This window comes from Bradyrhizobium yuanmingense, assembly GCF_900094575.1.
Classification (GTDB): domain Bacteria; phylum Pseudomonadota; class Alphaproteobacteria; order Rhizobiales; family Xanthobacteraceae; genus Bradyrhizobium; species Bradyrhizobium yuanmingense.
This window is the reverse complement of sequence record NZ_FMAE01000003.1, coordinates 36724-49587: the sequence shown is the minus strand read 5'-3', so window position 1 is coordinate 49587 and position 12864 is coordinate 36724. Positions and strand designations below refer to the sequence as shown.

At 64.9% G+C, this 12864-nt stretch carries 13 protein-coding genes; 5 read left to right on the top strand and 8 right to left on the bottom strand.

Features of this window, described 5'->3' with window-relative positions:
* Nucleotides 1-32: 32 nt before the first annotated feature.
* Nucleotides 33-1505, top strand: coding sequence for an amidase (locus GA0061099_RS09965; RefSeq protein ID WP_036020954.1), 1473 nt, complete (start codon nucleotides 33-35; stop codon nucleotides 1503-1505).
* A 144-nt stretch (nucleotides 1506-1649) separates the two neighbouring features.
* On the opposite strand, the gene GA0061099_RS09960 is transcribed toward GA0061099_RS09965, so the two are convergent.
* From GA0061099_RS09960 to GA0061099_RS09950, 3 genes are read right to left on the bottom strand one after another with little or no spacing between them, the layout of a single operon-like run.
* Nucleotides 1650-2738, bottom strand: a complete 1089-nt coding sequence (locus tag GA0061099_RS09960) for a Zn-dependent alcohol dehydrogenase (RefSeq protein ID WP_036020951.1) — start codon at nucleotides 2736-2738, stop codon at nucleotides 1650-1652.
* A 44-nt stretch (nucleotides 2739-2782) separates the two neighbouring features.
* Nucleotides 2783-4567: an acyl-CoA dehydrogenase family protein gene (locus tag GA0061099_RS09955; protein WP_036020949.1), complete on the bottom strand. Its 1785-nt coding sequence runs from the start codon at nucleotides 4565-4567 to the stop codon at nucleotides 2783-2785.
* Nucleotides 4551-4754, bottom strand: coding sequence for a hypothetical protein (locus tag GA0061099_RS09950; protein ID WP_036020947.1), 204 nt, complete (start codon nucleotides 4752-4754; stop codon nucleotides 4551-4553). The genes GA0061099_RS09955 and GA0061099_RS09950 overlap by 17 nt, the downstream gene beginning before the upstream one ends.
* 34 nt (nucleotides 4755-4788) lie before the next feature.
* Here GA0061099_RS09950 and GA0061099_RS09945 point away from each other — a divergent pair, with 34 nt between their 5' ends.
* The gene (locus GA0061099_RS09945; protein ID WP_036020943.1) at nucleotides 4789-5490 is read left to right on the top strand and encodes an SDR family oxidoreductase; all 702 of its coding nucleotides are present in this window, start codon (nucleotides 4789-4791) and stop codon (nucleotides 5488-5490) included.
* Nucleotides 5491-5615: 125 nt separating this feature from the next.
* Nucleotides 5616-6446 carry an enoyl-CoA hydratase gene (locus GA0061099_RS09940; protein WP_036020941.1) on the top strand — a complete coding sequence of 277 codons (831 nt, stop codon included), beginning with the start codon at nucleotides 5616-5618 and terminating at the stop codon, nucleotides 6444-6446.
* Between the two features lie 187 nt (nucleotides 6447-6633).
* Here GA0061099_RS09940 and GA0061099_RS09935 read toward each other — a convergent pair whose 3' ends face one another.
* Both GA0061099_RS09935 and GA0061099_RS09930 read right to left on the bottom strand, forming a co-directional pair.
* The gene (locus tag GA0061099_RS09935; RefSeq protein ID WP_036020939.1) at nucleotides 6634-7257 is read right to left on the bottom strand and encodes a GNAT family N-acetyltransferase; all 624 of its coding nucleotides are present in this window, start codon (nucleotides 7255-7257) and stop codon (nucleotides 6634-6636) included.
* Nucleotides 7258-7325: 68 nt separating this feature from the next.
* Nucleotides 7326-7529 carry a DUF1127 domain-containing protein gene (locus GA0061099_RS09930; protein WP_035997119.1) on the bottom strand — a complete coding sequence of 68 codons (204 nt, stop codon included), beginning with the start codon at nucleotides 7527-7529 and terminating at the stop codon, nucleotides 7326-7328.
* Nucleotides 7530-7639: 110 nt separating this feature from the next.
* Here GA0061099_RS09930 and GA0061099_RS09925 point away from each other — a divergent pair, with 110 nt between their 5' ends.
* Both GA0061099_RS09925 and tcuC read left to right on the top strand, forming a co-directional pair.
* Nucleotides 7640-8539, top strand: a complete 900-nt coding sequence (locus GA0061099_RS09925; protein WP_036020936.1) for a transcriptional regulator GcvA — start codon at nucleotides 7640-7642, stop codon at nucleotides 8537-8539.
* Between the two features lie 144 nt (nucleotides 8540-8683).
* On the top strand, nucleotides 8684-10012 hold the full coding sequence (gene tcuC / locus GA0061099_RS09920; protein WP_036020933.1) for an MFS transporter: 1329 nt from the start codon (nucleotides 8684-8686) through the stop codon (nucleotides 10010-10012).
* Between the two features lie 188 nt (nucleotides 10013-10200).
* Here the strand turns inward: tcuC and GA0061099_RS09915 are convergent, their stop codons facing one another.
* Genes GA0061099_RS09915 through GA0061099_RS09905 form a run of 3 tightly spaced genes read right to left on the bottom strand, consistent with a single transcriptional unit; the run spans nucleotide 10201 to nucleotide 12862 of the window.
* Entirely contained in the window at nucleotides 10201-10614 is a 414-nt protein-coding gene (locus tag GA0061099_RS09915) for a Rieske (2Fe-2S) protein (RefSeq protein ID WP_035997113.1), read from the bottom strand.
* Between the two features lie 51 nt (nucleotides 10615-10665).
* Nucleotides 10666-11778, bottom strand: a complete 1113-nt coding sequence (locus tag GA0061099_RS09910) for an amidohydrolase family protein (protein ID WP_035997110.1) — start codon at nucleotides 11776-11778, stop codon at nucleotides 10666-10668.
* A gap of 25 nt (nucleotides 11779-11803) precedes the next feature.
* The gene (locus tag GA0061099_RS09905; RefSeq protein WP_036020930.1) at nucleotides 11804-12862 is read right to left on the bottom strand and encodes an amidohydrolase family protein; all 1059 of its coding nucleotides are present in this window, start codon (nucleotides 12860-12862) and stop codon (nucleotides 11804-11806) included.
* Nucleotides 12863-12864: the final 2 nt, after the last annotated feature.

The following is a 12864-nucleotide window of genomic DNA, read 5'->3' as shown; positions in this document are numbered from 1 at the left end:
CATCTTCGAGCAATCAGAGCGGGAGAAGCGCCGTGGCCGGATCGGAATGGAGTTTCAGGAGTGCGGTCGAATTGTCGGCCGCGTTGCGCGCGAAGAAGGTCGCGGCGGTCGAGCTGACGCAGGACGCGATCGCGCGTATCGAACGGCACGACGGCAGGATCAACGCGGTGTGCGTGCGCGATTTCGATCGCGCGCTCGTTGCGGCGCGCGAGGCGGATGCGGCGCTGGCGCGCGGCGAGCACAAGCCGCTGCTCGGCCTGCCCACGACGATCAAGGAATCCTTCAACATCGCAGGCCTGCCGACGACCTGGGGATTCGTGCCGCAGAAGGGCTTCAAGCCCGTGGAAGACGCGCTGGCGGTGACCCGCATCAAGCAGGCCGGCGGCGTGATCCTCGGTAAGACCAACGTGCCGGTCGGCCTCGGCGACTGGCAGAGTTACAACGACATCTATGGCACCACCAACAACCCCTACGATCTCGGCCGCACGCCGGGCGGTTCGTCCGGGGGATCGGCGGCAGCCCTCGCCGCAGGCTATTGCGCGCTCGCCACCGGCTCGGACATCGGTGGCTCCCTGCGTGTGCCGGCATTTCATTGCGGCGTGTTCGCGCACAAGCCGACCCTCAATCTCTGCGCGGCGCGCGGCGAGACCCCGCCGCCGTTTCCAGCCATTCCGCGCGAGGGCGACCTCGCCGTCATCGGGCCGATGGCGCGCAATGCGGCGGATCTGTCCTTGCTGCTCGACGTCATGGCGGGGCCCGATCCGCTCGATTCCGGTATCGCCTACAAGCTCGATTTGCCGGCCGCGCGGCATCAGTCGCTGCGGGATTTTCGTGTCCTGGTGATCGACAGCCATCCCCTGCTGCCGAGCGACCGGGATGTCCGCGCCGCGATCGACAAGCTCGCGGCCGATCTTGCGAAGGCCGGCGTCGCCGTCGCAGGGGAGAGCGCGCTGCTCCCGGACTTTGCGGAGACGTCGCGGCTTTACATGCGCATGCTGCTGGGCTTCCTCGGCGCGTTCTTGCCTCCCGACGAGTTGGCGGATGCGCAGGCACGGGCGAGTCAGCTCTCGCCGGAAGATCGCAGCCTCGGCGCGGAGCGACTGCGCGGCATCACCGCGAGCCACCGCGCCTGGGTGCTCGACGCAGGAACCCGCGCCGTCCTGCGCGCGCAATGGCGCGCGTTGTTCAAGAGCTTCGACGCGGTGATCTGCCCGATCATGCCGACGCCGGCCTTTCCGCACGATCATTCGCCGGAACAACGCCTGCGAACGATCAGCATCGACGGCAAGGATTACCCCTATTCCGACCAGCTCGCCTGGCCGGGCATCGCAACGCTTCCGGGCCTGCCGGCAACGGCCGTTCCGCTCGGCCTGTCGAAACACGGTCTGCCTGTCGGTGTGCAGATCGTCGGTCCCTTCCTCGAGGACAGGACGCCGCTCAAGCTCGCCGAGCTGATCGAGCGCGAGTTCGGCGGCTTCGTGCCGCCGAAGATGTTCGATGATTGATGCTTCGAAGTCCTGTAGCCCGGATGGAGCGAAGCGAAATCCGGGACAGCCGATCCGCGACAAAGATCCCGGATTGCGCTTCGCTCCATCCGGGCTACGAACTGTCATGCCCGGCTTGACCGGGCGATGACACCGTAACGGCCGCTAGCTATCGAACACGATCACGCTGCGCAGCGTCTTGCCTGCCTTCATGTTGGCAAAACCCTCGTTGATCTCGGAGAGCTTCAGCTTGGCCGAGATCCAATCTTCCAGATGCAGCCGGCCGCGCAAATAGAAATCGACCAGGCGCGGCATGTCGACGCGGAAATGGTTCGAGCCCATCGAAGAGCCCTGGATCTTGCGCTCGCGCAGGAAGTCGAAGCCGTGCAGCTCGATCTTCTGGCCGAACGGGATCATGCCGACGATGGTGGCGGTGCCGCCGGAGGCGAGCATGGCAAAAGCCTGCTCGGCCGTCTCCTTGCGGCCGAGCACCTCGAAGGAATGATGCACGCCGCCATTGGTGAGGTCGCGGACCTGCTTCACGACATCGCCCTCGGCCGGGTTGATGATGTCAGTCGCGCCCAGCTTGGTCGCGAGCTGGAGTTTTGCGGGATTGGTGTCGATGGCGATGATGCGGCCGGCGCCGGCGATCTGCGCGCCGTTGATCGCGGCCATGCCGACGCCGCCGCAGCCGATCACGGCCACGGTCTCGCCGGCCGTCACTTTCGCGGTGTTCACCACCGCTCCATAGCCGGTGATGACGCCGCAGCCGATCAGCGCGGCGAGATCGAGCGGCATGTCCTTGCGGATCTTCACGATGGCATTCTCGTGCACCAGCATCTGCTCGGCGAAGGAGGAGAGATTGAGGAACTGGTGCAGCTTCTCCGGCTTCGACCATTGCATCCGGTTGGAGACGCCCGGCAGCATCTTCACCGTCGCGTCGGTGCAGAGCACGGTGCGGCCGGTGGTGCAGTTGTCGCAGGTGCCGCAGAAGACGGAGAGACATGTGACGACGTGGTCGCCGGGCTTCACATAGGTGACATCGGAGCCGACCTGCTCCACCACGCCGGCGGATTCGTGCCCGAGCACCGCCGGCAGCGGATGCGGATAGAGCCCTTCCATGAAATGCAGGTCGGAGTGGCAGAGGCCGGCGACGGCGGTGCGGATGAGCACCTCGCGCGGTCCCGGCTTCGGCAGGCTGATGTCCTCGATGATGAGCGGCTGGTTGACTTCATAGAGGACGGCGGCCTTCATCGAACACTCCCTGTCGCGTTTTTTGTTTGATCGCAGCGCGCAGCCTACGCCGCCAGAACCAGTTCGCCAACCTCGCTCATGCCGGCTGCGCGATCGCCGAGCAGCAGTTCGGCCATCTTCGCCTGCGCGGCATTTTCCGTGAGCCGGAACGGATCGCTCGGCGTCACGCGGTGGTCGATCACGAGGCGCGACAGCAGCAGCCGGCGTGCATCGCCGCGCATCTCGTGAATGCGGTGTGCTTCCCAGGCGAACGCGACTGCGCTGGCGACGTGATAGAGCGCGCTGGTGGCGCGGCGCGCATCGGCTTCGTTCTCGGACTTGGCCGCGACTTCACGTGCGAAGCCGACGGCGCGGTCGGTGAGGCCACGCAAATTGTCGCGCCAGGCCTGCGGCACCGAGGCGCTGTCGTCGAGCCGGGCGTGCAGATCGGCCGCGAGCGCGGATTCCGCGCCGTGGCGGCCTACCGCGCGGCGGAGCGCATCGATCGCGACGATGTTGCCGGTGCCTTCCCAGACCGAGCCGAGATGCGCATCGCGCAACAGGCGGGCGGTGGCGAATTCCTCGATATAGCCGATGCCGCCGCGCATCTCGAGCGCATCGCCGCAAACCTTGCGCGCATCGCGCGTGGCGCGGAACTTCAGCGTCGGGGTGAGAATGCGCAGCAGCGCCGCGGCATCCTGGCTGCCGGCCTCGGCACGGTCGAGGGCATCAGCAGTGAGGAAGCTCATCGACAGGCCCTGCTCCACCGGCAGCATGATCTTCAGCATCTGCCGCCGTCCCAGCGGCAGATCGATGGTGCGCTGGCCGAACACGACGCGGTTGGTCGCCACCGTCATCGCATCGTGATAGGCGCGGCGCATCAGCGCGGTGGACTTGACACCGTTGGAGAGCCGCGAGGAGTTCACCATCTCGGCCATCTGCACGAAACCACGGTCGAGCTTGCCGACGGCGTAGGCGATCGCGCCTTCGAGCTTGATCTCGCCCGAGGCCATCGAGCGCGTGCCGAGCTTGTCCTTGAGGCGCACGATCCGGTAATGGTTCTGCGTGCCGTCGTCGAGGAAACGCGGCATCAGGAACAGGCCGACGCCGCGCGTGCCGGGGCCGGCGCCTTCGGGCCGCGCCAGCAGCATCACGACTTTCGCATCGGCATTCGAGCAGAACCATTTCTCGCCATAGAGGCGCCAATGGTCGCCCTCCTGCACGGCGCGCGTGGTCAGCGTGCCGACGTCGGAGCCGCCTTCCTTCTCGGTCATGAACTGGCCGCCTTGGGTCAGCTTGCTCATGTCGGTCGAGGTCAGGCCATCCAGATATTTCGCCTTCAGCGCCTCGCTGCCGAAATTCGCCAACAGCTTGGCGCAGCCGTCGGTGACGTTGATCGGGCAGCCCATGCCGAATTCGGTCTGGTTGAACAGGAAGGTGAAGGCGTGCTTGGCGACAACGGGGTATTTGTCCGGCCAGCCCATGATGCCCTTAGCGATCGACAGCGCGTGGATGCCGAACTCGCCGAATGCGGCGTTCTCGAGCTCGCGATAGGCCGGGTGATATTCGATCCATTGCACGTCGCGGCCGAACTTGTCGCGCTGGTGCAGGATGGGCGTGTGGCGGTCGGCAAGCCGCGCGCATTCGTCGAGATGGCCGCCGGCGAGCTCACCGAGGCGGTCGAGATGCGGCTCGATGTGGCGGAACAGATTCTCCGGCAGATGGATGCGCAGCAGGTCCGTGAGCGCGGGATCGGCGCGGTAGAAATTCATCCCCGACGTATCGGGCGCCAGCAGGCCGGAGGGTGCGGCCGCGATATCTTCTGGCTGCGCTTTAACCGGTCTTGGCATGTTCGTCCTCTTCGTTTCCGTCCGACGGCAATTCTTTGCGCTTGCCGCTTTGGATGATGTCGATCATGCTCCAGTCGCGGACAGCGATAAAGCCGCAAAATGTCAGGGCGGCATGATCGCCGCGAGGGAGCAACTCGCCCTGCGGAATTGTGACCGCGCCGGCTGGTTGTCCGCGCGGACCATGCATAGATCAGCGGCTCCTACTTCCGAGAGATCACGCCATGGAACATCCGAAATACAAGATCGCCCTCATCGTCGGTGTCGGCGAAGGCCTCAGCGCATCGCTAGCGCGCCTGCTAGCGGCGCAGGGCATCCGCGTCGCGCTCGCCGCTCGCAAGATCGAGAAGCTTGGCGCGCTCTGCACCGAAACCGGGGCCAAGGCCTATGCCTGCAACGCCACCGAGCCCGACGAGGTGGAGCGGCTGTTCGGACTGGTCGAGCGCGAGATCGGTACGCCCGATCTCGTTGTCTACAACGCCAGCGGCCGCACGCGCGGGCCGTTCGTCGACCTCGTGCCCGCCGACGTCGCGCAGGCGATTGCGGTCAGCGCCTATGGCGGCTTCCTGGTGGCGCAGCAGGCGGCCAAGCGCATGCTGCCGAACCAGCACGGCGCGATCCTGTTCACCGGCGCCTCCGCCAGTGTCAAGGGCTATGCGCAGTCCGCTCCCTTCGCGATGGGCAAGTTCGCGCTGCGGGGCCTTGCGCAGAGCATGGCGCGCGAATTGTCGCCGCAGGGCATCCATGTCGCGCATTTCGTCATCGACGGCGGCATCAGGAGCGCGGCGCGGCCCGACCCGGCGGATAAGCCGGATTCGATGCTCGATCCCGACGCGATCGCACAGAGCTATTGGAACGTGCTGCAGCAGCCGCGCAGCGCCTGGAGCTGGGAGCTGGAGCTGCGGCCCTGGGTGGAGAGGTTTTGAAGGCAAGCTGCCGTAGGGTGGGTTAGCGGAGCGTAACCCACCTCTTTTATCACCGCGCATTAGAGAAGAGGTGGATTACGCTTCGCTAATCCACCCTACTAGTCCAATAAGAGCAGGGAGAAACCATGACCACCGAAACCACCATCGACACCGGCACCAACGAGCTCCTCTGCACCATCCGCGACCGCGTCGCCGTGATCACGCTGAACCGGCCGGAGGCGCGCAACTCGCTGTCGGATGCGCTGACGCCGGCGCTGCGCGCGATGATCCGGAGCTGCGGCGAGAATTCCGATGTCGGCGCACTGCTGCTCACCGGCGCGGGCGAAGCCTTCTGCGCCGGCGGCAACGTCAAGGGCATGGGGGCGCATCGCGACAAGGCTAAGCTCGACATGTCCTTTGACGACAAGGTCGCCGATCTGCAGGAGCGGCAGCGGCTGCTCACCGGCGCGCTGGTGTCGGTGCGCAAGCCGACCATCGCTGCGCTGCCCGGCCCGGCAGTCGGCGCCGGGCTCGCCATCGCCATGGCCTGCGACATCCGCATCGCCGCGCAATCCGCCTTCGTCGCCACCGGCTATGCCCGCATCGCGCTGTCAGGCGATTACGGCATCGCCTGGCTGCTCACTCGGCTGGTCGGCACCGCGCGGGCGCGCGAATTGATGTTCACAGGCGACCGCGTCGATGCCGCGCGCGCCGAAGCGATCGGCCTCGTCAACCGAGTCGTGCCCGACGACAAACTGCAGACCGAGGCCTTCGCACTGGCCAAATCGCTCGCCGAAGGCCCGCGCCTCGCGCTGCGCTACATGAAGGACAATCTCGACGAGGCCCTGCTGTTCGACTTCGAAACCGCGCGCGACCACGAGGCCGAAAGGCTGGTCCGCCTCACCACGACCGCCGACCACAAGGAGGCCGTGCAGGCCTTCATCGACAAGCGGAAAGCGGTGTTCACGGGGAAGTAGCTCCGACACAAGCGCCGTCATTCCGGGGCGATGCGCAGCATCGAACCCGGAATCCATTGGGCCGCAAAACGCGCGGTGAAATGGATTCCGGGCTCGCGCTACGCGCGCCCCGGAATGACGATGGAGAGAGAGAGAGAACGCGAAAAAACGCCCGGCTCTGGCTTGGCCAGGCCGGGCTGCAGTCATGTTAGGCCGAGGCTGAGGGGCTGTCGGCCTGACGGGAAAGGGCGGCGAGGCGCCAACTCGCGCAGGGAATGTCTTTCGGTTCGACGCTGATCTCCTTGTCGAAGCGCACCAGCTTCCAATCGTCCGGATGGTTGACGAACGTGAAGCCGGCTTTGCGCGCGAGCGAGACCATGGTCTCGTTGGCGCGCAGCGTGTCGCCGTAGATGTGCTCGGCTCGAAGCGCGGCCGCGCGGCATTCGAGATTCTTCATCAGCGCGGTGGCGATGCCGTGGCCCTGCCAGCGGTCATCGACCGAGAGGCCGAACTCGAGCGTCGCGGTCTCGGCATGGAAGGCATAGCGGGCTTCGGCCACGATGGTCTCGAAGCCGTCGACCATCATGGTCGCCACGATGGTGAAGCGATCGCGCTCGCCGACCTCGAGGAAATCGTGCAGCAGGCCCTTCGGCAACTCGCTGATCGCACCGAAGAAGCGGTTGTAGCGGGAGCGGGTCGAGAGCGCGCGGAAATAGTGCTGCAGCTCGTCGGTGTCGCGCGGCTCGACGAAGCGGACATTGAGCCGCTCATCGTGCCTTGTGCGCAGCACGTCCGAATATTGCTTGAGGTCTTCGAGGCGAAGGGTGCTCATGACACGTGCCCTGCGGAAAGGGGACCGCCGGCGCCCCTGTGCTCAGGCGGCGCCGGCCTGGCGGCCTGTCAGGCCCGCCAGAAGGGTTTGTCGGCCTCGTAGGCAATGTCGGACCAGGACAGCCCGACGTCCTGGAGATCGCGGGCTGTCCAGTGGGTCAGCTCGCGCCGGGTCCGGTAGCGCTCGTGCCAGACGTGAAGGACCTCGCCGATCTGGTAGAGGACGCCCTGTGCATGATGATTTGTCATCGAATTGTCGGTCAATGTAGACATTTTCAGCTCCTGGAGCTAAGTTGACCGCTAATATCTGCCTTCTGCTGCGCCGCGACAAACGACAATTTGTACCTTTTCGCATGAAATAACGTCATGCATCCTGCTGCCAAATGACTGCCAGATTGCCCTCCCTGAACGGATTGCGGGCGTTCGAGGCCGCCGCGCGCCATCTCAGCTTCACGCTCGCAGCCAGCGAGCTGAACGTGACCCAGACCGCGATCAGCCATCAGATCCGCAGGCTGGAGGAGGAGCTCGGCATCCGCCTGTTCATCCGGCAGAACCGCGCGCTGGCGCTGACGCCGGAGGCGCGCGACTATTTGCCGGGCGTCCGCGCCGCCTTCAACGATTTGCGCCTCGCCACGGACCGTCTCCTGCGCAAGGACGACGACAAGGTGCTGACAGTGTCGACGCTGGCCTCGCTCGCCGCCAAATGGCTGCTGCCGCGGCTGACCGATTTCCAGGAGCAGCACCCCGGCATCGATGTGCGCATCACCACCTCGACCAGCCTCGTCGACTTCCAGCGCGACAATGTCGATGCCGCGATCCGCTATGGTCGCGGCCAATGGCCGGGCCTGCGCGCCGACTGGCTGATGGCGGACGAGCTGTTTCCGGTGTGCAGCCCATCGCTGCTGCGCGGCGACAAGCCGCTGCGCCGCCCCGAGGACCTGCGCAACCATCCGCTGCTGCACACGTCGAGCACCAACAGCGACGACTGGCGGCTGTGGCTGACCGCGGCGGGCCTGCCGGCCGATATCGCAAGGCACCCCGGCATCACCTTCGACATGATCTTCATGACCATCCAGGCCGCCATCGACGGCATCGGCGTCGCGATGGGACGGACCTCCTATGTGCAGGACGACATCGCCAAGGGCCGGCTCGTGGTCCCCTTCAAGATCGCGCTGCCGGCGGACGCCGGCTTTTACCTGGTCTCGCCCGAGGGCCGTCGTGAGGCGCCAAAGCTGGTCGCTTTTCGCGACTGGATGATCGCTGCAGCGCAAAATAAAGCCTGAAAATTCATCAGCTTCCCCGGCGAAATCGGTTGACTCGCCTCGCCCCGCGCGGGAAGGGGTATGGCAGATTGTCGCAGCATCAATCTGTCGCCTTGCCGAGAGAACGATTCTCGGCCGGCCACGCCTTTCCAAGGGGAGAACGCCATGGCTGGATCAGCCGCATCGACCAATCCACCCGCAATCAAATCGCGCATCGGCGCCATCCTGCGCGCGACCTCGGGCAATTTCCTCGAGCAGTTCGACTTCTTCCTGTTCGGCTTCTATGCCGCCGCGATCGGCAAGGCGTTCTTCCCCTCCACCAACGAGACGGCCTCGCTACTCAACACGTTCGGCGTGTTCTGGCTCGGCGCTCTCATGCGTCCCGTCGGCGCGATCGTGCTCGGCGCCTATATCGACCGCATCGGCCGCCGCCAAGGCCTGATCGTCACGCTCGGCATCATGGCCTTCGGCACCGTCGTCATCGCGTTCTGCCCGAGCTACGCGACCATCGGCATCGCCGCGCCGGTCATCGTGCTGATCGGCCGGTTGCTGCAGGGCTTCTCGGCAGGCGTCGAGCTCGGGGGCGTGTCGGTGTACCTCGCCGAAATTGCAACGCCCGGCAATCGCGGCTTCTACACCTCGTTCCAATCGGCGAGCCAGCAGGTCGCGATCTTCGTGGCCTCGATCCTCGGCTTCATCCTCTCGGAGGTGATGCCGGCCGACTTGGTGGCCGCCTGGGGCTGGCGCATTCCCTTCTTCGTGGGCTGCCTGATCATTCCGCTGATCTTCATCCTGCGGCGGACGCTGGAGGAGACGCCGGCCTTCCTTGCCATGAGAAAGCATCCGACGACGCGCGAGGTGTTCGCCTCCGCACTCACCAACTGGCGCATCGTCGTGCTCGGCATGATGATCGCGATCCTGACTACGACGACGTTCTATTTCGTCACCGTCTACACGCCGACCTTTGGCAAGACTGTGCTGAAGCTGTCGACGCAGGACGCGTTGCTCGTGACATTGCTCGTCGCAGTGAGCAACTTCATCTGGAATCCGGTCGGCGGCGCGCTGTCCGATCGCATCGGCCGCAAGCCGGTGCTGCTCGCCATCGCCGGCCTCTCTCTCGTCACCGCCTATCCGGCGCTGCACTGGCTGGTGGCCGCGCCGACGTTCGGCAAGCTGCTCGCGGTCGAGATGATGTTCTCGTTCTATTTCGGCGTCTACAGCGGCACCATGCTCGGCGCACTCGTCGAGATCGTGCCGGCGCATGTGCGCACCACCTGCTTCTCGCTCGCCTTCGCGCTCGCCGCCGCCCTGTTCGGCACCTTCACGCCGTTCGCCTCGACCTGGCTGATCGAGCGCACCGGCGACAAGGCCGCGCCCGGCTTCTGGCTGATGTTCGCCGCCCTGCTCGGCATCATCGCGGCCTCGACGGTGTATCGCGGCGGCGGCACAGTGCCGGCCTATGATGCGGTGCCGGAGCCGGTGGCGGGGCGCTAGACGGTGTCATTTCGGGACGCGCACTCTCTTCATCTCTCCCCGCTTGCGGGGAGAGGTCGAATTCGATCGCAGATCGAATTCGGGTGAGGGGGTACAGATATCTCGACGACCGCTCGTGTTGAGAGAGGCCCCTCACCCCAACCCTCTCCCCGTAAGAACGGGGCGAGGGAGCGCACCGCCGGTGCGGCTTAGATTTCGACCACCACGTAGTCGCTCTCGACTTTCACCGGGATGGTCTCGGCGACATACGGCCCCTTCACCACGCTGGCGCCCGGCTCGACATGGGCGGGATAGGCCTTCACGCGGAAACGGCGGGGGTCGCAATAGGATTGGCCGGTGCGGATGTCGAACTCCCAGCCGTGCCATGGGCAGCGGATGATCTCACCTAACTTGGTGTATTCGATCTCGCCGGGGTTGCTCGACTGTGCGAGACCGATCAGCGGGCCCTCACACAGCGCCGCGCCTTGATGCGGGCAGCGGTTCATCAGGCCGAAATATTCGCCCTTGATGTTGAAGACTGCGATCGGCCGCCCGTCGATCTCCAGGAATTTTCGCGTGCCGGGCGGAAGCTCGTCGACCGCGGCAATCACATGCCGCGCCATGCTATGTTTTCCGCATGATCTGACCGAAAAACCGCTTCACACTTTTTCGGATCATGCGGTTATCCCGTACAGCTTCTTTGCGTTGCCGAGATAGAACGCCTCGCGATTGTCCTCGCTGACTCCCGCCGGCAGCACGCGCGACGGCTCGTCATAGTCCCAATGCGGATAATCGGTGGCGAACAAGAGACGATCCCAGCCGATCCATTTGATGACATCGAACAGATCCTCGCGCCTTTCAGGATCTTCCATCGGCTGCGTCGTCCACCACACCTGCTCGCGGATATATTCCGACGGCGGCCGTTTTACATGCGGCACCTCGCTCCTGAGCCGCTGCCAGGCCTTGTCCAGCCGCCACGCCAGCGACGGCGCCCAGCCGAAGCCGGCCTCGATCATCACCATCTTCAATTTCGGGAAGCGCTCGAACACGCCCTCCAAAACCAGGCTCGCAAGCGCCGATTGCTGGCACTGCGAATGCCCGACCATCTCCTCGATGTAATAGGACGGCCAGCCTGAGGGTGTGATCGGATTGCCGCCGAAGCCGAAGGCGTGCACGCCGACGGGAAGGCCGGCTTCTTCCGCGGCCTGATAGATCGGCCAATAGCGACGCTGGCCGAGCGGCTCGACATTGCGGCTGAGCAGCAGCACCTGCACGAAGTTCTTGTCCCCGGCGCGCTCGCGGATCTCGGCGGCGGCCGATAGCCCGTCCTCATTGCCGACCACGATCGAGGCCTTCAACCGCTTATCCTTGCTGGTCCATTTGTCGATCTGCCAATCGTTGATGGCCGAGCACAGAGCGGCCGAGAGCTCGTGATTGCGGATGCCCTGCCCGGTGTTGAGTGGATTGAGCACGCCCAGCTGCACGTTGTTGGGATCGAGCAATTGCTTCTGCATGAAGGCGAGCGAGGAGCCTTGCGGGCCGCCTTCCGGCGGATAGGCATCCCGGCGCGAGGCGTTGGGCTGGGCTTTCGGATAGGGCGGGCCTTCCATCATGCCCTGATAGGCATGGACGCCGTAGACTTCGAGGTGATGCTGCCAGCGTTTGGCGAGGTAGGGGTAGAGCTCGGTGTGGGTCGTGCGCGCCGGATGGATGTCGCAGTCCGCGATTGCGGTTTTGACGTTCAGTGGGGAAGCGGCTTCTTGGTTCTCGCGGAACTGGATATTCATCGCCTTGCCTCCTTTGGCAGCGGGCTCATTTCAGGCGGGGATAGGTTGCATGCGGATTGTCGATCATGATCTTGCGCACGAGATCGGGGGACAGACCTTCGGGCAGCGCGTCCTGGCCGTCGAACTGCCAGTGCGGATAGTCCGTGGAGAATAGGACCAATTCGTCGGACTGCATATGATCAAACAGGCGAATTAATGTCTGAGGTTCCGGCGGCGCATCAAATGGCTGTAACGAGAAACGGATGTTGCTGCGCACAATCTCCAGCGGCGCGCGATCGACCCACGGCGTCTCCATCCGTACCCCGCGCCAGAACTTGTGCAGGCGCCACAGATAGGGCGCGATCCAGGACACGCCGGACTCCAGCATCACCATTTTCAGCCGCGGATATTTGGCGAACACGCCCTCCACGATCAGGCTGGTGAGCTGGGTCTGGAACGCCTGGGCCTGCCCAACATAATCCTCGATGTGATAGGACCCCCAACCCACGGCGGTCGGCGGATTGTGATAGGCGGAACCGGCGTGGATGCCGACCGGGAGTTCCAGACGTTCCGCGGCCTCGTAGATCGGCCACAGCGCGCGCTTGCCGAGCGGCGTATCGCCCATGACAAGCATCAGCACCTGCACGAAGCGCTCGTCCGGTGCACAGCGCTCGATCTCGGCAACCGCTTTCTCGACGCTTTGCGTGGGGATCACGATCGAGCCGCGCAGCCGCGAGTCGCGATCGAGCCATTCCTTCGCCAGCCAATCATTCAGCGCGCGGCAGAAGGCGGCCTGCATGTCTTCCGAAAACACCATCTGCACGCCGTAGAGCGGATTGCAGATGGCGTATTCGAGCTTGAAAGCATCGAGCACGTGACGCTGCATGTCCGCCAGACTCTCACCGGGCTTGCCGGTCTCGGGGCGCCAGTCCGGCCGCGCGGTAATCGGCGAGTTCTGCGGATAGGATTGCGAGATAAGGTCGACCATGCCGCGCGTCGTGACCTGATCGCGCCAATAATCGTTCAGGTACGGCAGCAGGCTGGTCAGATGCGGCACGGCCGGATGCACGTCGCAGTCGATGCCGCCGGCGATCAGGGACGCCATCA

Coding starts and splice junctions, on each gene's coding strand:
- GA0061099_RS09960 (WP_036020951.1), bottom strand. CDS start 2,738: ATGAAGGCCGCCGTCCTCTATGAAGTCAACCAGCCGCTCATCATCGAG.
- GA0061099_RS09955 (WP_036020949.1), bottom strand. CDS start 4,567: ATGCCAAGACCGGTTAAAGCGCAGCCAGAAGATATCGCGGCCGCACCC.
- GA0061099_RS09950 (WP_036020947.1), bottom strand. CDS start 4,754: ATGCATGGTCCGCGCGGACAACCAGCCGGCGCGGTCACAATTCCGCAG.
- GA0061099_RS09945 (WP_036020943.1), top strand. CDS start 4,789: ATGGAACATCCGAAATACAAGATCGCCCTCATCGTCGGTGTCGGCGAA.
- GA0061099_RS09940 (WP_036020941.1), top strand. CDS start 5,616: ATGACCACCGAAACCACCATCGACACCGGCACCAACGAGCTCCTCTGC.
- GA0061099_RS09935 (WP_036020939.1), bottom strand. CDS start 7,257: ATGAGCACCCTTCGCCTCGAAGACCTCAAGCAATATTCGGACGTGCTG.
- GA0061099_RS09930 (WP_035997119.1), bottom strand. CDS start 7,529: ATGTCTACATTGACCGACAATTCGATGACAAATCATCATGCACAGGGC.
- GA0061099_RS09925 (WP_036020936.1), top strand. CDS start 7,640: ATGACTGCCAGATTGCCCTCCCTGAACGGATTGCGGGCGTTCGAGGCC.
- tcuC (WP_036020933.1), top strand. CDS start 8,684: ATGGCTGGATCAGCCGCATCGACCAATCCACCCGCAATCAAATCGCGC.
- GA0061099_RS09915 (WP_035997113.1), bottom strand. CDS start 10,614: ATGGCGCGGCATGTGATTGCCGCGGTCGACGAGCTTCCGCCCGGCACG.
- GA0061099_RS09910 (WP_035997110.1), bottom strand. CDS start 11,778: ATGAATATCCAGTTCCGCGAGAACCAAGAAGCCGCTTCCCCACTGAAC.
- GA0061099_RS09905 (WP_036020930.1), bottom strand. CDS start 12,862: ATGGCGTCCCTGATCGCCGGCGGCATCGACTGCGACGTGCATCCGGCC.